The 18,261-nt window shown below is 71.0% G+C and carries 14 protein-coding genes; 2 read left to right on the forward strand and 12 right to left on the reverse strand.

Annotated elements, in window-relative coordinates:
• Positions 1-27: 27 nt before the first annotated feature.
• The gene (gene rpoB / locus ATL51_RS12915; RefSeq protein ID WP_073576475.1) at positions 28-3,537 is read right to left on the reverse strand and encodes a DNA-directed RNA polymerase subunit beta; all 3,510 of its coding nucleotides are present in this window, start codon (positions 3,535-3,537) and stop codon (positions 28-30) included.
• 515 nt (positions 3,538-4,052) lie between these two features.
• On the opposite strand from rpoB, the gene ATL51_RS12920 reads away from it, so the two are divergent.
• Together ATL51_RS12920 and ATL51_RS12925 are read left to right on the forward strand one after the other, a co-directional pair.
• Positions 4,053-5,024, forward strand: a complete 972-nt coding sequence (locus tag ATL51_RS12920; RefSeq protein WP_073576476.1) for a cyclase family protein — start codon at positions 4,053-4,055, stop codon at positions 5,022-5,024.
• Complete coding sequence (locus ATL51_RS12925) at positions 5,024-6,706, forward strand: AMP-binding protein (protein WP_100878742.1); 1,683 nt, start codon at positions 5,024-5,026, stop codon at positions 6,704-6,706. Before ATL51_RS12920 ends, ATL51_RS12925 begins: the two co-directional genes overlap by 1 nt.
• A 65-nt stretch (positions 6,707-6,771) precedes the next feature.
• Here the strand turns inward: ATL51_RS12925 and rplL are convergent, their stop codons facing one another.
• The 11 genes from rplL to ATL51_RS12980 all read right to left on the reverse strand — a co-directional run bounded on the left by rplL (position 6,772) and on the right by ATL51_RS12980 (position 18,261).
• Positions 6,772-7,161, reverse strand: coding sequence for a 50S ribosomal protein L7/L12 (gene rplL / locus ATL51_RS12930; protein ID WP_073576478.1), 390 nt, complete (start codon positions 7,159-7,161; stop codon positions 6,772-6,774).
• A gap of 42 nt (positions 7,162-7,203) precedes the next feature.
• Complete coding sequence (gene rplJ, locus ATL51_RS12935; protein ID WP_073576479.1) at positions 7,204-7,770, reverse strand: 50S ribosomal protein L10; 567 nt, start codon at positions 7,768-7,770, stop codon at positions 7,204-7,206.
• Positions 7,771-8,079: 309 nt separating this feature from the next.
• Positions 8,080-8,871 (reverse strand): nuclear transport factor 2 family protein, encoded by a 792-nt coding sequence (locus ATL51_RS12940; RefSeq protein ID WP_100878743.1) that lies wholly within the window; start codon positions 8,869-8,871, stop codon positions 8,080-8,082.
• 80 nt (positions 8,872-8,951) lie between these two features.
• Positions 8,952-9,575, reverse strand: coding sequence for a hypothetical protein (locus ATL51_RS12945; protein ID WP_083658784.1), 624 nt, complete (start codon positions 9,573-9,575; stop codon positions 8,952-8,954).
• A gap of 190 nt (positions 9,576-9,765) precedes the next feature.
• On the reverse strand, positions 9,766-11,058 hold the full coding sequence (locus ATL51_RS12950) for an MCE family protein (RefSeq protein WP_073576481.1): 1,293 nt from the start codon (positions 11,056-11,058) through the stop codon (positions 9,766-9,768).
• Entirely contained in the window at positions 11,055-12,368 is a 1,314-nt protein-coding gene (locus ATL51_RS12955; RefSeq protein WP_073576482.1) for an MCE family protein, read from the reverse strand. Before ATL51_RS12955 ends, ATL51_RS12950 begins: the two co-directional genes overlap by 4 nt.
• Positions 12,365-13,759: an MCE family protein gene (locus ATL51_RS12960; RefSeq protein ID WP_073576483.1), complete on the reverse strand. Its 1,395-nt coding sequence runs from the start codon at positions 13,757-13,759 to the stop codon at positions 12,365-12,367. The genes ATL51_RS12955 and ATL51_RS12960 overlap by 4 nt, the downstream gene beginning before the upstream one ends.
• Positions 13,759-14,724, reverse strand: a complete 966-nt coding sequence (locus ATL51_RS12965; RefSeq protein WP_073576484.1) for an MCE family protein — start codon at positions 14,722-14,724, stop codon at positions 13,759-13,761. Before ATL51_RS12965 ends, ATL51_RS12960 begins: the two co-directional genes overlap by 1 nt.
• Positions 14,724-15,974: an MCE family protein gene (locus ATL51_RS12970; protein ID WP_073576485.1), complete on the reverse strand. Its 1,251-nt coding sequence runs from the start codon at positions 15,972-15,974 to the stop codon at positions 14,724-14,726. Before ATL51_RS12970 ends, ATL51_RS12965 begins: the two co-directional genes overlap by 1 nt.
• A complete protein-coding gene (locus tag ATL51_RS12975) occupies positions 15,971-17,422 on the reverse strand; it encodes an MCE family protein (RefSeq protein ID WP_073576486.1) in 1,452 nt (483 codons plus the stop codon). Before ATL51_RS12975 ends, ATL51_RS12970 begins: the two co-directional genes overlap by 4 nt.
• Positions 17,419-18,261 (reverse strand): MlaE family ABC transporter permease, encoded by an 843-nt coding sequence (locus ATL51_RS12980; protein WP_073576487.1) that lies wholly within the window; start codon positions 18,259-18,261, stop codon positions 17,419-17,421. Before ATL51_RS12980 ends, ATL51_RS12975 begins: the two co-directional genes overlap by 4 nt.

Below are 18,261 nucleotides of genomic sequence, written 5' to 3' on the forward strand. Positions count from 1 at the left end.
TTTAAAGGGCGGCTGGTCGGACGGGGGTCAGTTGACGACGTCGTCGACGGTCATCGACTCCGAGCCCGGGCGGCTGGACAGGTTGATGCCCAGGTTCGCCGCGGCACGCTCGAGGTCCTCGTCGTCGGCGTCCCGCATCTCGATCGCCGCACCGTCGCTGGAGAGCACCTCGACGTTCAGGCAGAGCGACTGCAGCTCCTTGAGGAGCACCTTGAACGACTCGGGGATCCCCGGCTCCGGGATGTTCTCGCCCTTGACGATCGCCTCGTAGACCTTCACGCGGCCCACGACGTCGTCGGACTTGATCGTCAGCAGCTCCTGCAGGGTGTAGGCGGCGCCGTACGCCTGCATCGCCCAGCACTCCATCTCACCGAAGCGCTGGCCACCGAACTGCGCCTTACCGCCCAGCGGCTGCTGGGTGATCATCGAGTAGGGGCCCGTCGACCGCGCGTGGATCTTGTCGTCCACCAGGTGGGCCAGCTTCAGGATGTACATGTAGCCGACCGCGACCGGGAACGGGTACGGCTCACCGGAGCGGCCGTCGAGCAGCTGCGCCTTGCCGTCCGGACCGACCATCCGCTCACCGTCCCGGTTGGGACGGGTCGAGCCCAGCAGACCCGTGATCTCGTGCTCGCGCGCACCGTCGAACACCGGCGTCGCGGTGTTCGTGTCGGCGGGCACCGAGTAGAGCTCCTCGGGCATCTGCGCCGCCCACTCGGGCGTGCCCTCGATCTCCCAGCCGGACTTGGCGATCCACCCGAGGTGGGTCTCCAGGATCTGGCCGATGTTCATACGACGCGGCACACCGTGGGTGTTCAGGATGATGTCGACCGGCGTGCCGTCCGGGAGGAACGGCATGTCCTCCTGCGGGAGGATCTTGCCGATGACGCCCTTGTTGCCGTGCCGGCCGGCGAGCTTGTCGCCGTCGGAGATCTTGCGCTTCTGGGCCACGTAGACGCGGACCAGCTCGTTGACGCCCGGGGCCAGCTCGTCGTCGTCGTCGCGGGAGAAGACCCGGATGCCGATGACCTTGCCGTTCTCGCCGTGCGGCACCTTCAGCGAGGTGTCGCGGACCTCGCGCGCCTTCTCACCGAAGATCGCGCGGAGCAGGCGCTCCTCCGGGGTCAGCTCGGTCTCGCCCTTGGGCGTGACCTTGCCGACCAGGATGTCGCCGGGCTGGACCTCGGCGCCGATCCGGATGATGCCGCGCTCGTCGAGGTCGGCCAGCACGTCCTCGGAGACGTTCGGGATGTCCCGGGTGATCTCCTCGGCGCCCAGCTTCGTGTCGCGCGCGTCGATCTCGTGCTCCTCGATGTGGATCGAGGTGAGCACGTCGTCCTGCACGAGGCGCTGCGACAGGATGATCGCGTCCTCGTAGTTGTGGCCCTCCCACGGCATGATCGCCACGAGCAGGTTCTTGCCCAGCGCCATCTCGCCGTTCTCGGTGCAGGGACCGTCGGCGAGCACCTGGCCCACCTCGACCCGCGCGCCCTCGTCGACGATGGGCTTCTGGTTGTTGCAAGTGCCCTGGTTCGAGCGGCGGAACTTGTTCAGACGGTAGGTCTGACGCTGCCCCTCGTCGTCCATGACGGTGATGTAGTCGGCGCACAGCTCCTCGACCACACCGGCGGACTCGGCGGTGACGACGTCACCGGCGTCGACGGCGGCACGCAGCTCCATGCCGGTACCGACCAGCGGCGACTCCGAGCGCAGCAGCGGCACCGACTGGCGCTGCATGTTCGCGCCCATCAGCGCGCGGTTCGCGTCGTCGTGCTCGAGGAACGGGATCATCGCCGTCGCGACCGACACCATCTGGCGCGGCGAGACGTCGATGTACTCGACGCCCGAGGGCGAGATCAGGTCGACCTCGCCGCCCTTGCGGCGGACCAGGACGCGCTCCTCGGCGAACGAGCCGTCCTCGTTGAGCTGGGCGTTGGCCTGGGCGACGACGAAGCGGTCCTCCTCGTCGGCGGTCAGGTAGTCGATCTGCGAGGTGACGACACCGTCGACGACCTTGCGGTACGGCGTCTCGATGAAGCCGAACGGGTTGACCCTCGCGAACGAGGCCAGCGAGCCGATCAGACCGATGTTCGGACCCTCGGGGGTCTCGATCGGGCACATGCGGCCGTAGTGCGACGGGTGGACGTCACGGACCTCCATGCCGGCACGCTCACGGGACAGACCGCCCGGACCGAGCGCCGACAGGCGGCGCTTGTGGGTCAGTCCGGCCAGCGGGTTGTGCTGGTCCATGAACTGCGACAGCTGCGAGGTGCCGAAGAACTCCCGGATCGCGGCCGTGATCGGCCGGGTGTTGATCAGGGTCTGCGGCGTGATGGCCTCGACGTCCTGGGTGGTCATCCGCTCGCGGACGACCCGCTCGGTGCGGGACAGACCGACCCGGACCTGGTTCTGGATCAGCTCGCCGACGGTGCGCAGGCGCCGGTTGCCGAAGTGGTCGATGTCGTCGGTCTCGACCGGGATCTCCCGCGCGGAGTCACCGGAACCCACGGCCATCGTGGTCTCGCCGGCGTGCAGCCGGACGAGGTACTCGATGGTGGTGGCGACATCCTCCTCGGTCAGCGTGCCGACCGAGTTCTCGATGTCGAGGCCGAGCTTCTTGTTGGCCTTGTAACGACCGACCTTGGCCATGTCGTAGCGCTTGTCCTTGAAGAACAGGTTCTCCAGGAGCGCCTGGGCCGACTCGCGCGTCGGCGGCTCGCCGGGGCGCAGCTTGCGGTAGATGTCGAGCAGCGCCTCGTCCTGGCCCGCGGTGTTGTCCTTCTCGAGCGTCGTCATGATCGTCTCGGAGAACCCGAAACGCTCACCGATCTGCTCGGCGGTCCACCCCAGGGCCTTCAGCAGCACGGTGACCGGCTGACGGCGCTTGCGGTCGATGCGGACACCGACGGTGTCGCGCTTGTCGACGTCGAACTCCAGCCACGCACCCCGGCTCGGGATGATCTTGACCGAGTAGACGTCCTTCTCGGTCGTCTTGTCGATCGCGTGGTCGAAGTAGACACCCGGCGAACGGACGAGCTGCGACACGACGACGCGCTCGGTGCCGTTGATGATGAAGGTGCCCTTGTCGGTCATCACGGGGAACTCGCCCATGAAGACCGTCTGGGACTTGATCTCACCGGTGGTGTTGTTCGTGAACTCCGCCGTCACGAACAGCGGGGCACCGTAGGTCATGTCCTTGTCCCGGCACTCCTCGACGGAGGCCTTGACCTCGTCGAAGCGGGGGTCGGAGAAGGACAGCGACATCGAGCCCGAGAAGTCCTCGATCGGCGAGATCTCGGTGAGGATCTCCTCCAGACCGCTCACCGGGAGATCGTCACCGGCCTCGATCCGGCGCTGGAACCAGGCCTCGCTGCCGACCAGCCACTCGTACGACTGGATCTGCAGGTCGAGAAGGTCGGGGACCTCCAACGGCTGGGCGATCTTCGCGAAGGTGACCCGGGTGGGTGCGCCGGGGTAGTTCGGGTTCGCCGAAGCGGAGAGGGTCGAGGTGGTCGCGGCGGCGCGGGAGACAGCCAAGATGCGTCCTTCCGAGAACTGCGCTTCTCGTCTGGCGTGCGCCGGTGGCGGGCGCTACCGTCTCCCTCGATCCGATCGGGGTCCCCCCGGATCGAGAAGCCGGTAGCCGGCCACGTCGCACGCCGTCTGTTGTCGGGCGCTGACGGACGAACGAACCCCCGCACCCATGTCCGCCGAACCCTCTCCGGCGGCCGACGGATCGGTCCGGAAGTCTTCCCCGGTCATGAGTGCGTGAGCCTGGACGCAGACAGCGCAAAGAATGACTATAGACGCTGCGAGCGCAGCTGTCGAGACAGGTCGCCGATTCCAGCATTCAGGCAACCACCGTTGCCCAAGGGTGACCTGCACGCCGCACCGAGTCAAGTCCCACTTCGTCGACGAGCGGTCATCCTGCCGGGACGACCGGTCCGCCGACGCCCGTCCGGGTCGATCCGCGTGACGGTTGACACGGTGTCGTCGGGACGCCAACGATCGGTCACAGGTCGGTGACGGCCGGCGGCGACGAAAGGACGACGATGTCCGACAGCACTCCTCCCATGCGCGAGCTCCTCGGTGACGACGCCCCCAGCAACTGGGGCAAGTGGGGTCCCGACGACGAGCTCGGCTGCCTGAACTACCTGGACGCGGGCGAGGTCCTGCGGGGCGTGCAGCACGTCCGTTCCGGCGAGGTGTTCACCCTGCAGATCCACATGGGACGCACCGAGGCGCCGGGCGACCCGCTGTGGCCGGGCCGCGAGGGCATCAAGCGCCAGAACGTCATGGACGAGGGCACCTGGGACTCGGCCGACGCACCGCAGTTCCCCGGCGGTCTGCACTACGCCGACGACACCGCCCTCATCTTCCTGCAGGGCTCCACGCAGTACGACGCGCTCGGCCACGTCTGGTACGACGGCAAGCTCTGGAACGGCTACGACGCGCGCTCCACCGTCGACGCGATGGACCGGGCCTCGGTGCTGCCGATCGCGGAGAAGGGCGTCGTCGGGCGGGGCGTGCTCATCGACATGGCCCGGCACCGCGGCAAGGAGTGGCTCGACAAGGGCGAGACCTTCGACCACACCGACCTCGAGGCCGCCGCGCAGGCACAGGGAGTCGACATCGAGCCGCACGACGTGCTCGTCATCCGCACCGGATGGATGAAGTACTGGTACGAGCTCAACGACCCGGCCACCTTCTACACCGACTTCACCGAGCCCGGGCTCACCTACTCACGCGAGCTCGTGGAGTGGTTCCAGCGCAAGGAGATCCCGAACCTCGTCACCGACACGATCGCCAACGAGGTGACCAGCGAGCCGCACACCGGCGTCGCGCTCCCGCTGCACTGCGCGCTGATGCGCAACCTCGGCGTCGCCCTCACCGAGATCGCCTGGCTCGACGACCTCGCCGACGCCTGCGCCGCCGACGGACGGTGGAGCTTCCTCTACGCCGCGGCACCGCTGAAGGTCGTCAACGGCACGGGGGCACCGGTGAACCCGATCGTGATCCGCTGATGTCCTCCGCCGACCGCCCCTGGCTGGCCCGCTACGCCGAGGGCCAGCCGCACGACATCACCCCGGACTTCCCGGACGCGTTGTCGATGTTCCGCGCCGCGGTGGCGCGGAACCCCGACGGCGACGCGATCCGCTACTTCGACGGCGCGCTCACCTACCGCGAGCTCGACGGGCTCACCGACGCCTTCGCCGCCGGGCTGCTCGCCGGCGGGTTCACCGCGGGCGAGCGGGTCGCGATGTACCTGCAGAACGTGCCGCAGTTCGTCCTCGGCCTGGTCGGCACCTGGAAGGCCGGCGGCGTCGCGGTGTCGATCAACCCGATGAACCGGGAGCGGGAGCTGGAGCTGCTGCTGCGCGACTCCGGGTCGTCGGTGCTGCTGTGCCTGGAGTCGCTCTACGACGGCGTCGCGCGGACCGTGCTGGCCGGGCAGCCGGGCGTGCGCACCGTGCTCACCACCTCCGAGCGCGAGTTCCAGACCCGCGACGACCGGCGTGCGCTCCCCGACACCGCGCGGCCGGACCTGTCCGGCGACGACGTCACCGACCTCGGCGCGTTCCTGGAGACGCACCGGGGCGGCACTCCCCCGCCGGTGTCGTTCACCGCCGGCGACACCGCGTTCCTCACCTACACCTCGGGGACCACCGGGCCGCCCAAGGGCGCGATGAACACCCACGGCAACGTCGTCTTCACCAGCCAGGCCTACGCCACGTGGTGCGGCCTCGGCGACGACGAGGTCGTCCTCGGCATCGCCCCGCTGTTCCACATCACCGGTCTGATCGCGCACGTGACCCTCGCCCAGTACCTGGCCGCGCCGCTGGTGCTGTTCCACCGGTTCGAGCCGTCGCTGGGCGTCGACGTCATCCGGGAGCACCGGCCGACCCTGACCGTCGGGGCGATCACCGTGTTCATCGCGCTGATGAACGCCCCGAACGCCGACCGGGAGGCGCTCGCGTCGCTGCGCACGATCTGCTCGGGCGGGGCGCCGATCCCGCCGTCGACGGTCACCGCGTTCCACGAGGCGTTCGGGCTGTGGATCCACAACATCTACGGGCTGACCGAGACCACCTCGCCGTCGCACGCGACGCCGATCGGCACCCAGGGGCCGGTGGACTCCGCGTCCGGGGCGCTGTCGGTGGGCGTTCCGATCTACGGCACCGTCGTGCGCATCCTCGACGACGACGGCGCGGAGCTCCCGCCCGGCGAGATCGGGGAGATCTGCACGTCCGGGCCACAGGTCGTCGCGGGCTACTGGGGCAAGCCCGAGGAGACGGCCCACGCGTTCCCCACCGGGGAGCTCGCGCAGCCCGAACTCAGAACGGGGGACGTCGGCTACATGGACGCCGACGGCTGGTTCTACATCGTCGACCGCAAGAAGGACCAGATCAACGCGGGCGGCTACAAGGTGTGGCCGCGCGAGGTGGAGGACGTCCTCTACGAGCACCCCGCGGTGCGGGAGGCCGCGGTGGTCGGCGTCGCCGACGAGTACCGGGGCGAGACGGTCAAGGCGTTCGTGTCACTGCGGGCCGGTGCCTCGGCCACCCCGGAGGAGCTGATCGCGTTCACCCGGGAACGGATGGCGGCCTACAAGTACCCGCGGCAGGTGGAGCTGCTCGACGAGGTGCCCAAGACCGTCACGGGCAAGGTGCTGCGCCGCGAGCTGCGGGCCCGCGAGCAGACCTGACCCGGAGACGACGACGGGGCGCCGACCCGGTGGGTCGGCGCCCCGTCGTGCGAGCGGTGCTCAGGTCACTTGAGCGAGACCTTGGCGCCGGCCTCCTCGAGCTTCGTCTTGGCGGCCTCGGCGGCCTCCTTGGCGACACCCTCGAGCAGCGACTTCGGCGCGGACTCGACGAGGTCCTTCGCCTCCTTCAGGCCCAGGCCCGAGACGACCTCGCGGACGACCTTGATGACCTGGATCTTCTTGTCACCGGCGGCCTCGAGGACGACGTCGAACTCGTCCTTCTCCTCCTCGGCGGGGGCGGCACCGGCGGCGGGGGCACCCGCGGCGGCGACGGCGACCGGGGCGGCCGCGGTGACCTCGAAGGTCTCCTCGAACTTCTTCACGAAGTCCGAGAGCTCGAGCAGGGTGAGCTCCTTGAAGGCGTCGAGCAGCTCGTCGGTGGACAGCTTCGCCATGGTGGCGGTCCTTTCTCTACGAAAGACAGATGGGGGTGGTGATCAGCTCTCGGCGGAGTCGCCGTCGGCATCGGCCGGAGCGGCGGACTCGCCGGACTCGGCCTTCTTGTCGGCCAGTGCCTGCGCGAGGCGGGCGACCTGCGAGGCCGGGGCGTTGAACAGCCCCGCGGCCTTGGACAGGTTGGCCTTCATCGCGCCGGCCAGCTTGGCCAGCAGGACCTCACGGGTCTCGAGGTCCGCCAGCTGCTCGATCTCGGCGGTGGACAGGGCGCGCCCGTCCATGTACCCGCCCTTGATCGTCAGACCGGGGTTGTCCTTCGCGAACTGCTTGATCGCCTTCGCGGCCTCGACGGGCTCACCCTTGATGAAGGTGATGGCCGTCGGGCCGGCGAGCAGGTCGTCCAGGCCCTGGACCCCGGCCTCCGCCGCCGCGCGCTTGACCAGGGTGTTCTTCGCGACGCGGAAGTTCGCGTCCGAACCCAGGTCCCGGCGCAGCTGGGTCAGCTTGGCGACGCTGAGCCCGCGGTACTCGGTCACGACCGAGGCGTCCGACTCGCGGAAGCGGTTGGTGATCTCCTCGACCGCTGCGACCTTGTCAGGTGCTGCCATCGCTGCCCTCCTCTCGGGGGTCGGTCTCGTGCACGTGGGACGTGCTTGGGGGTGCCACCGACGCAGTTCCCACTCCGACCCCGGAGACGACGAACGCCCCGTGCGCAGCAGCACGGGGCGTCGGAAGTTCGTGGGGCACTCGCGCGCCCGGTGTCGCCTCGTCCTCCTGCGCGGGCCGTCCGGACGTTCCCGGAACCTTCGTACGCCCTTCGGGAAGGACGCGGACCTGCGGTCTTCGGTGGATCGGGACCAACTGTAGCTCCTCGCCGTACCCCCGGTTCACCCGGGGGTACGGCGGGGCGGGCCTGCTCAGGCCGGCGTCATCGCGGAGATCTTCCAGCGGCCGTCGACGAACTGGGCGTCGACCCGCAGCCGGGCCGCCGCGGAGCCCTCCTGCGGGGCGCCGCCGTCGGCCTGACGGCGGATGACCTGGTTGACGAAGGCGTAGACGGTCGCGCGGTCGCCGTCGATGCTCGCCACGGCGAGCTTCGGGATCGTCGCGGTGACCACGGCCTTCTGTTGCGGTGCGAGGTCCTTCACGCTGCCGAAGATCTTGTCGAATTCCGGCTGGAAGCCCGGGGTGATGACGCCGCGGGCGTCGTCCTCGGCCTGCTGGAGGCGGGCGTAGTCGAAGGAGTAGACCTTCGTGATCGCCTCACCGACCTGCTCGCCGACCTGCGCGGTGGTGCCGACGTCGGTGAGCGCGGTGTTGGACGCCGACCCGGTGAAGGTCGTGCGGTACCACTCGGCGCCGAAGAACGCGGCGGCCGCGACGAGCAGCACCGTGACGGCGAGCAGCAGGCCGGTCGCGCGCCGGGTCGTCGGGGGGGACAGCAACGACCGGCGACGCGGCGTGCCGTCGGCGCCGGCCGGGGTGCCGTCGGCGTCGTCGTCGTCGGCCGTGCCGGGGGCGTCGGTGCGCCCGGCGTCGCCGGAGCGGACCGGTGCGACGGACGGGACCGCGTCACCGGAGCGCTCGTCGAGGGCGACACCGCCGGTGCCGGTCTCCTCCTCGTCGGGCTCGTCGGCGCGGGTGCGCGGGCGGCCCGCGACCTGGGGCCTGCGAATGCCGCCCGCAGGGCGGCGGCGGGGGGTGGACATGCGGTGACCTCCTGGGGTGGTCGACCTGGGAGCGGGGCGGTGCGGGGCACCGCCGGGGGGCCGGGGGTCGGGCCGGAGGGTCAGCCCGTACCCGGGGTGACCAGCGGCTCCAGTGCGTCGACCTTCCAGCCGTCGTCGGTGCGGACCATGCCGAGCTCGATGCGCTGGCGGGTCACGGCGGGCTGACCGCCCTCGGGCGTGACGGTCACGTCGACGCCGGCGAGCACCCGGGCGGTCCCGGCGCGCGGGTCGACCTCGGTCACCGCGGCGTCGGTGACGGTCGCGGCGGTGGTGCGCTTCTGGTCGGTCACCAGCTTGGCGTAGGCGTCGCGGTTGGACACGAACTCGTCGCGGACCGACCCGGCCGAGGACTGGATCCACAGGTCCAGGCCCTTCTGGGCGTCGGAGTGGTCCAGGGTGTTCAGGTTGATCACGGCCTGGCGGGCGTCACGGAGCGCCTCGTCGCGGGCCTGGGCGACCTGGGTGGCGTCGCTGTTCAGCGCGAACAGCCACAGGCCGCCCAGCACGAGCGCGAGCACCGCCGCGACGACGGCGGCCACGGGCAGGGCCCTGGCGAGCGGTCCGGGCGGGGTCTGGCCGCCGTCCGGACCGGTGGCAGGCTCCACGGGCGCGGAACCGTCGGGGGTGTCGGCCGTCGGGTCGGCCTTCGTGTCGGCGTCGGAGCCGGCAACGTCGGTGTTCATCGGGGAGCGTTCCTCCTCCCGGCTGCGGGGGCACAGCCGCTCGGCGACCGCACCGGGCGGCCGTGGGCCGGCCGTGGGGGTCCGCGCCGTCCGGCGGACGGCGGTCCCCCGCGGTCGTCGTGCCGGCCGGGCCCGGGTGTGACCCGGCCGTCGTGCCGGTCACGCCCCGGACGGGGCGCGACCGTCGTGCTCAACCGCCCAGGATCTGGGCGAAGCTCGTCACCAGGCCCGGCGTCGCGACCCGCTCGGCACGGTTGTCGCCGAGCGACCCGGCGTTCGGCCGCGGGGCCGGTCCGTCGGCGGTGTCGCCGCCGTGGTGACCGTCACCGTGGCCGCCGAACCCCGAGTTGCCGGAGTAGTCCGGCACCTCGAGCGGCTGGGGCCTCGGCACATTCTGCATTCCGCGCACGTTGGTGGGGCTTCCGGGGGGCTCGGTGCAGCGGGCGTCCTCGTTCACCGGTCGCTCGGAGACGTCGAGGCCACCGCGGTTGGGCGTGCCCTCGTAGCCCCGGGTGCAGACCGGCGGGTCGGCGATGTTGACGACCAGACCGAGGTGCGCGGTCCCGTCGCCGGGCACGACCTTCGGCGCGACGGCCACCAGGCCGGGGTAGGTCACGAGCAGCTGGCGCAGGCCCGCCTGGCGCGGGGCCAGCAGCTCGGTCACCGTCCGCAGGTTCGCGATCGACTCGCCGAGCCCGGGGCCGCTCTCCCGGAGCAGGCCGCTGACCTGGTCGCCCAGGCGCGGGCCGTCGTCGATGATCCGGCGCAGGTCCGGGTCGGACTGCTTGAGCTGCTCGGTGACCTCGCGCAGGCCGCGGCTGAACTCCTGGAACTGCGGGGCCACCTCGTTCTGCGTGGTGAGCACCGGGCGGGCGTCGCGGATCAGCGCGGTCGTCTGCGGCAGCGCGTCGGTGGCGGCCCGGGTGAACTCCCCGGTGGTGTCGAGCAGCTGCTGCAGCGGCTGCGCGGTGCCCTCGAAGCCCTGGCCGAGCTCGCGGACGACGGTCTGCAGCGAGTCCTTCGGCACCGTCGACACGAGCTGGTCCAGCTCGGTCAGGAAGGTGTTGATCTGGACCGGGGTCCGGGTGCGGTCCTGCGGGATGACCGAGCCGGAGGCGAGCGCCTCGCCGCCGTCGGCCACCGGCTGGAGGTCGACGTACTGCTCACCGATCGGCGACAGGTTCCCGACGACGGCCCGGGCGTCGGCCGGGATGGCCGGCGCGGAGTTATCGATGTCGAGCTGGACGTCGACGCCGCGGGCGGTCAGCGACAGCGGCCCGACCCGTCCGACACTCACGCCGCGGTAGGTGACGTCGGCGCCGCTGAAGATCCCGCCGGAGTCGGCGAGCTCCACCGTGACCGGGTACGTCGTCGCCCCGAAGATGCGGTCGAGACCGGCGTAGCGGAAGCCCGCGTAGCCGACCGCCACGATGGTGACGAGCACCAGCGCGGTCAGCTGCCAGCGGACGGTCTTGGTGATCACGATCCGCCTCCGAAGAGTCCGCCGAGCAGGCCGCCGCCACCGGAGCCCTGCTCCGGCGTCGGGCTCGGTGCCGGGGTCGCCGACGGTGCCGGGGTGGCCGGCTCAGTGCCCGAGGCGGGCGGCGGCGGTGCGGTGGTGGGCTGCTCGGCCCCGAGCAACGGCAGCGCGGGCGCACCCGGGACCGCCGGGTCCGGCTGCCGCGGTGTCGCGCCGAGCAGCGGCGTCAGCAGCTGCGCGGTGGGCGGCAGCTGGGCCAGCTGCGTCGGGTCGAGCGGCAGCCCGAGCTGGTTGGAGTTCAGGATGTTGCGCAGGACCGAACCCAGGTCCAGGTCCAGCTTCACGTACAGGTTGGCGTAGTCACCGGCGACGGCGTCGGTGGCCGCGTCGGTGAACGGGATCGACAGCAGCAGCTGCAGCGAGTCCGGCAGGTTCTGGCCGGAGTCGGCCAGGTTCCGCAGCACCGGGCGCAGCGCCTCCAGGTCGGCCAGCAGGTCGTCGCGCGACCGGTTGACGACGTTCGTCGCGACACCGGACAGCCGGTCGAGCGCCTGCAGCATGCCGACCAGCTGCCTGCGCTGGGACTCGAGCTCGCGCAGGCCGGGGCTGACGTTCTGCAAGGCGTTCTCGATCTGCGGGCGACGCTCGGCGAGGGTGGCCGACAGGCGGTTGAGCCCGTCGAGCGCCCGGTTGATGTCGTCCTTGGAGCTGTCGAGCGAGCCGACGAGCCGGTCGAGGTTGTCCAGCAGCGCCCGCACCTGCGGCTCGCGCCCGGACAGCGCGTTGTTCAGCTCGGTGGAGATGGTCCGGATCTGGGCCACGCCACCGCCGTTGAGCAGCAGCGACAGGGCCCCGAGGACCTCCTCGACCTCGGCCGCGCGACCGCTGGCCTGCAGCCCGATCCTCCCGCTCCGCGCGAGGTCGCCCTCGGCGGGAACGGTCGGCTGGGACAGCTCGACGAACTTCTCACCGAGCAGAGAGGTCGTGCGGACCCGCGCGGTGGCGTTGGCCGGGAGCGTGACGCCGCGGTTCACCGCGACGGTGACCAGCGCGTTCCACGACCCCGGCTCGACGGCGACGGTCTCGACCGCGCCGACCGGCACGTCACCGACGCGCACGATCGACTGCGGGACGAGGTCGACGACGTCGGCGAACTCGATCTGCACCAAGTACGGGTCGTCGCCCAGGTTCGCGCCACCGGGCAGCGGGATGCCCCGCAGGCCGCCGTCCACCGCACCGCAGCCGCCCGCGAACAGCGCCACGGCCGTCAGCAGCGCCGACACCCGGCCGACACGGCCGCTGGAGCCGATCACGATCCACCTCCGAACAGGCCGAACAGTCCGCCGCCCCCGCGCTCCTCGGTCTCGGGGACCGGGGTGGGAGTGGCCTGCGGGGCCGTCGTCGTCGACGGCGCCGGGGTGGCCGGGGCGCCGGTGGCGCCCGGTGCGGGCTGCCCACCGGGGGCGGGAGCCTGCGGGTCGGCCGGGGCGCGCAGCTGCGAGCCCGGGTCGGTCAGCGACAGCGGCGAGCCCGGCATCAGCTGGGGCACGGCCGGGTTGACCCCGGAGCCGCCTGCCTGGAGCTGCTCGAGCACCTGCTGCGGGGTCGGCAGCGGCACGGCGCCATCGAGGATCGGGGCCAGGCCGTCGCAGAGCGCGGCGGTGGGCTGGTCCAGGCCACCCGGGATCGCACCCGCGCCGCGGCGGAGGATCTCGCAGATCGCGACCGGCAGCGGGTAGGCCAGCTCGTTGATGTTGGCCCGGGTGTCGAGGGTCTCCGAGGAGCCGTTGTAGATGTTGGTGAGGTTGTTCAGCGCCGCCGGGGCGAGGTCGGCGATCTCGGACAGCGCCCGCTGGTGGTCGACGACCTCCTGCGAGACGCTCGCGAGCTTGTCCACGTTCGACCGCAGCGTCGACCGGTTGTCCTGCACGAAGTCGGCGACCTCCCCGAGCGCGTAGGACAGCTGGTTCAGCGCCCCGCCGAGCTCGCCGCGCTGGCTCGCGAGGAATCCGGTCACGTCGGCCAGCTTCCCGTTGAGCTCGCGGATGCCGGGGTCGTTCTCCCGCAGCGTCCCGACGAACTTCTGCAGCTCGGTGATGGTGCCGAACAGGTCGCCGCTGGACCCGTTCAACGTCGCCGAGAGCCCGCCGAGGTTGCGGATGGTGTCGTTGAGCGCGCGGCCGTTGCCGTCGAGGTTCTGTGCGGTGACGTCCAGGACGTCGTTGAGCGCGCCGTCCTTGTTGGCCCCCTGCGGCCCGAGCGCCCGGGAGAGCTCGGTCGCGGTCCGGGTGAGGTCGTCGACGCCGAGCGGGAACGCGGTGCGCTCCAGCGGGATCGGCTCGCCGTTCCACTCCGGACCGCCGGTCCACACCGGGGTCAGCTGCACGTAGCGGCCGGTGACCAGGCTCGGCGAGACGACGGCGGCCTTGACGTCGGCGGGCAGGCGCACCTCGTCGTCGGTGATGGTCATGTCGACCCGCACCCGGTCGCCCTCCGGCGTGATCCGGTCGATCTTGCCGACCGGGACACCGAGCACCCGGACGTCGTTGTCCTGGAACAGCGCGGCGGAGCTGGTGAAGTAGGCGGTGACCTGGCGGCCGCCGCCGGAGGTGATCAGCCAGATCGCGCTCGCCACCAGGACCGCGACGACGGCGATCAGGGCACCGAACTGGATCTGGCGCCGGTCGTTGGCCCAGGAGCCCATCAGCAGTCACCCCCGAGCGGCACGACCGGCGGCAGCAGGCCGCACAGGTAGTTGTCGAACCAACGGCCGTTGCCGAGGGCGTTGCCGAACACGCGGATGAACACCGCTTCCTTGTCGAGGATCTCGCCGAGGTTGTCGCGGTTCTCCTCGAGCACCGCCAGCACGCGGTCGAGGGTCTCCAGGGCCGGGCGCAGCTGCGCCTGGTTGTCGGCGACGAGGCCGCGCAGCTGGATCGACAGGCGCTGCACGCCGTCGAGCAGGTTGGCGATCGCGTCCTTGCGCCGCTGCAGCTCACCGAGCAGCAGGTTGCCGTCGTTCACCAGCTTCACGACGTCGCCACGGCGGTCGGCCAGCGTGGTCGACAGCTGCCGGGTGTTGGCGAGCAGCTTCTTCAGCTCGCCGTCGCGGCTGGAGATCGTGTTCGACAGGCGGGACAGCCCGTCCAAGGCCCCGCGGATCTCCGGTGGGGTGTCGCGGAAGGTGTCCGAGAGCGTGGTGAGGCTCGACGCGAGCTGCGTGGTGTCGAGCTGGTCGATCGTGCCGGAGAGGCCGTTGAAGGCGTCGACGACGTCGAACGGGGACTTGGTCCGGTCCCGGCCGATCGGCTGGTCGGGGTCCTGCTCGGCGTCGCCGCGCGGGTCGAGGGCGAGGAACTTGGAGCCGAGCAGCGTGGCGATCTCGATCGACGCCGTGGTCCGGTTGCCGACCCAGGCGTCCTCGACGGTGAACTCGATCTTCACGTGGTCGCCGTCGAGGGAGACGTCCTGCACCCGGCCCGCCTCGACCCCGGCCACTGTGACGCGGTCGTTGGCCTGCAGACCCGCCGCCTCGGGGAACTCCGCGGTGTAGCGGGTGGCCCCGGAGAAGATGGCCTCGTAGTTGAACGCGGCCAGTGTCAGCGCCGCGATCAGCACGAGCCCGATCACCGCCGTCAGGACGGGGCGCTTCTGCCCTGCCTGTGCCATCAGTTGCCTCCCGGCTGCAGCGCTGCGGTCGGGTCGCTGCTGGAGTCGACCGGGCCACGGCCGGCTGCCTGGTCCAGCAGGCCGCCGACCGACTCGGTGGTCGGCTCACGCATCGACGGGTTGTCCTGGGCGCGGTTGTCCGCGGGGTCGCCGGGCTGCGAGCCGTCGGTCGGGACGGTGTTGCCGGCCCCGAGCCCGGACGGGTCCGGGCCGCAGCGCCGCTCGGGGTTGCGGACCGGGCCGATGCCCAGGTCCTCCAGCGAGGTCTGCTGCAGGATCGGCGAGATGCCGATCTGGCCGTCGAGGCCGCAGAGGTAGAAGTTGAACCAGCTGCCGTGGGAGCCGACGCGGGCGATCCGGTTCAGCTTGAACGGCGTGTACTGCAGGAACCGCTCGATCGCGGGTCGGCCCTGGTCGAGTTGGGTCGCGAGGTCGCCGAGGTTGCGGATGTCGTCGCGCAGCGGCGGTCGGGCGTCCTCCAGGAACGACCCCGTGACCTGGGTCAGCTCGCCGATGGACTGGATCGCGTTGCCGATGGGCTCGCGGTCCTGGGCCAGCCCGGACACCAGCGCCTGCAGCGAGCTGATCAGCTCGTTGAGGCCCTCGTCGTTGCGGTTGACGGTGTCGAGGGTCAGGTTGAGGTTGTCGATGACCTGGCCGATGACCTGGTCGCGGTCGGCGATCGAGTTGGTCAGCGACGACGTCGAGGCCAGCAGGCTCTGCACCGTGCCGCCCTCGCCCTGCAGGACCTGGACGATCTCCATCGACAGCTTGTTGATCTGGTCCGGGTCCAGGCCCTGGAACAGCGGCTGGAAGCCGTTGAACAGCACGGTCAGGTTGACCGCGGGGCGGGTCCGGTCGATCGGGATCTGGCCGCCGGCGGGGAGGTCCTCCCCGGTCGGGCCCGCGCCCTGGTCCAGCGCCATGTACCGCTGGCCGATGAGGTTCTTGTACTTCAGGGTCGCGCTGACCGTCGACGGCAGCGGGGTGGACGAGTCGACGTCGAACGCCACCTCGGCGACCCGCTGGTCGACGATGCGGACGTCCTTGATCGATCCGACGACGACGCCGGCGATGCGGACGTCGTCGCCGGCCAGCAGGCCGGTCGCGTCGCTGAACCGGGCGGTGTACTCGGTGACCTGGCCGCCCCGGGCGTTCGCGATGGTCAGGCCGAGCAGCGTGGTGCCCAGCGCTGTGACCAGCGCGAAGACCAGGAACTTGACCAGCGCCGAGATCGGGAGCCTACTCACGTCAGCGTCACCTCCGTGCCGCGCAGGAGCGGGCCGACCATCGTGCTGCTCCAGGCCGGCACGGCCTGCGGGGAGCCGCCCTGGTGGGCGGCCAGCAGCTGCGCGACGACGTCCTGCTCGCCGGCGGAGTTCGCGACGCCCATGTCGACCGAGCCGCTCTGGTGCGTCCCGTCGTAGGACGACGGCTGGATGCCCGCCTGGCCGAGCGTGGTGGTCAGCGGGGGGAGCACGCCCGCGCCGTTCTGCGCGCTCTGGTCCTGGATGAGACCGAAGCTGTCGGTGCCGTCGTAGGTGCCGAAGGTGTCGACCCCGAAGTCCTCGGGGTTGCCCATCGGCTGCCCGGCCGGGGCCGGGCCCGGGACGGAGCCGTCCCGGAACGGGCCGTCCGGGGGGTACTGGGTGCCGGTCGGGACCGGGATCGGGTAGCAGCGCGGCCCGCGGTCCTCGCCGTACTCGGGCTCGTCCTGGTTCGGCAGGTACTTGCCCTTGCTCGCCACGATCTCGACGGTGAAGTTGAAGCCGACCCGGTCGGTGCCCGGCCGGACCGCGTCGTTGATCTTCGGGATCAGCTCGACGAGCTGGCGGGTCAGGCAGGGGAACTCGGGCGAGTAGCGCGCGAGCGTCTCCAGCGTCGGCCGGCTGGCCGCCGACAGCCCGATGATGTTCTCGCCGTTCGCGTCGAGGAAGGACCGCAGGTCGTCCGACGCGCCGGTGATGGAGCGGTAGAGGTTCCGCAGCCCCTCGCGCTTCTCGACGATCGTGCGGCTGGTGACCGTGAGGTTGTCGAGCGCGTCGAGCAGGTCGGGCGCGGCCTGGTTCAGGTTGTCGGAGAAGGTCGCCAGCTGGCGGATGTCCTCCTGCAGGTCCGGCACGGCCGGGTTCAGGCCCTCGACCAGCGTGTTCAGCTGGGTCAGGGTCTCGCCGAGCTGGTTGCCCCGGCCCTGCAGGGCCTGGGAGAGCGAGCCGAGCGTGGTCGCCAGGTCCTGCGGACGGACGGTCTGCAGCAGCGGCAGCAGCTCGTCGAGCACCCGCTCGACCTCCAGCGCGGCCTGGCTGCGGTCCTCGGGGATGACGTCGCCCGCGGCGAGCCGGGCTGTCGACGGCGCGGCCGGCGGGACCAGCGACACGAACTTCTCGCCGAACAGCGTCTTGGGCAGCAGCTGGGCGGTGACGTTCTCCGGGATCTGGTCGAGGAACTGCGGGTCCATCGACATCTCGATGCTGGTGTTCGTGCCGTTCGAGACGACCTGGTCGACCTGCCCGACGATCAGGCCGTTGACCTTGACGTCGGAACGCTCCTGCATCTGGGTGCCGACCCGGGCGACGTTCAGGGTCACCGGGACACCGGAGGAGAAGACGCCGACGTACTGGGCGACGGCCAGCCCGAGCAGGACGACGATGACCGTGACGAAGGCCAGGCCCTGCAGCACTCGCTTCGGGGACCTCATCCGGCCACCCGCACCGAGGTCGAGGTGCCGAACATGACCAGCGTCAGGAAGAAGTCCAGGATGGCGGTGCTCACGATCGACAGCCGCACCGCGCGACCGACCGCGACGCCGACGCCGGCGGGGCCGCCCTTGGCGGAGTAGCCGTAGTGGCAGTGGATCAGGATGATCACCGTCGCGAACACGATCACCTTGAGGTAGGACAGCAGTACGTCACTGACCGGCAGGAACAGGTCGAAGTAGTGGTCGTAGGTACCACCGGGCAGACCGTTGATCAGCGTGACGTTGATCCGCGAGGCGGCGTAGCTGGCGAGCAGGCCGAGCGTGTAGATCGGGATGATCGCGACGATGCCGGCGACCATCCGGGTGGTCACCAGGTAGGGCACCGAGGGCACCGCCATGACCTCCAGCGCGTCGATCTCCTCGGAGATCCGCATGGCGCCCAGCTGGGCGGTGAAGCCCGCGCCGAGCGTCGCGGTCAGCGCCGAGGCGGCGACCAGCGGGGCGATCGAGCGGGTGTTGAAGTAGGCGGTGATGAAGCCGGTCAGCGCCTCGACGCCCAGGGCGTCCAGGGCGCGGAAGCCCTGCAGGCCGACCAGCGAGCCGACGAACAGCGACAACGACGCCATCACGCCGACGGTCCCGAGGATGACGATCAGCGCGCCGGAGCCGAAGGAGACCTCGGCGAGCAGCCGGGCGACCTCCTTCTTGTACCGGGTCAGCGTCTTCGGGATCCAGAGGATCGACCGGACGTAGAGCGACAGCTGGTCGCCGAGCTCCTCGAGCTGGTTCAGCGGCGCCTGGGCGGCCCGTCGGGCCCGCGTTCCGAGTGGGGTGGCCAT

This window comes from Pseudonocardia alni (assembly GCF_002813375.1).
GTDB classification, from domain to species: domain Bacteria; phylum Actinomycetota; class Actinomycetes; order Mycobacteriales; family Pseudonocardiaceae; genus Pseudonocardia; species Pseudonocardia alni.

What these genes read in the sequence shown, in the direction of transcription:
- ATL51_RS12920 (WP_073576476.1), top strand. Translation starts at nt 4,053, where the DNA reads ATGTCCGACAGCACTCCTCCCATGCGCGAGCTCCTCGGTGACGACGCC.
- ATL51_RS12925 (WP_100878742.1), top strand. Translation starts at nt 5,024, where the DNA reads ATGTCCTCCGCCGACCGCCCCTGGCTGGCCCGCTACGCCGAGGGCCAG.
- rplL (WP_073576478.1), bottom strand. Translation starts at nt 7,161, where the DNA reads ATGGCGAAGCTGTCCACCGACGAGCTGCTCGACGCCTTCAAGGAGCTC.
- rplJ (WP_073576479.1), bottom strand. Translation starts at nt 7,770, where the DNA reads ATGGCAGCACCTGACAAGGTCGCAGCGGTCGAGGAGATCACCAACCGC.
- ATL51_RS12940 (WP_100878743.1), bottom strand. Translation starts at nt 8,871, where the DNA reads ATGTCCACCCCCCGCCGCCGCCCTGCGGGCGGCATTCGCAGGCCCCAG.
- ATL51_RS12945 (WP_083658784.1), bottom strand. Translation starts at nt 9,575, where the DNA reads ATGAACACCGACGTTGCCGGCTCCGACGCCGACACGAAGGCCGACCCG.
- ATL51_RS12960 (WP_073576483.1), bottom strand. Translation starts at nt 13,759, where the DNA reads ATGGGCTCCTGGGCCAACGACCGGCGCCAGATCCAGTTCGGTGCCCTG.
- ATL51_RS12965 (WP_073576484.1), bottom strand. Translation starts at nt 14,724, where the DNA reads ATGGCACAGGCAGGGCAGAAGCGCCCCGTCCTGACGGCGGTGATCGGG.
- ATL51_RS12975 (WP_073576486.1), bottom strand. Translation starts at nt 17,422, where the DNA reads ATGAGGTCCCCGAAGCGAGTGCTGCAGGGCCTGGCCTTCGTCACGGTC.
- ATL51_RS12980 (WP_073576487.1), bottom strand. Translation starts at nt 18,261, where the DNA reads ATGGCCACCCCACTCGGAACGCGGGCCCGACGGGCCGCCCAGGCGCCG.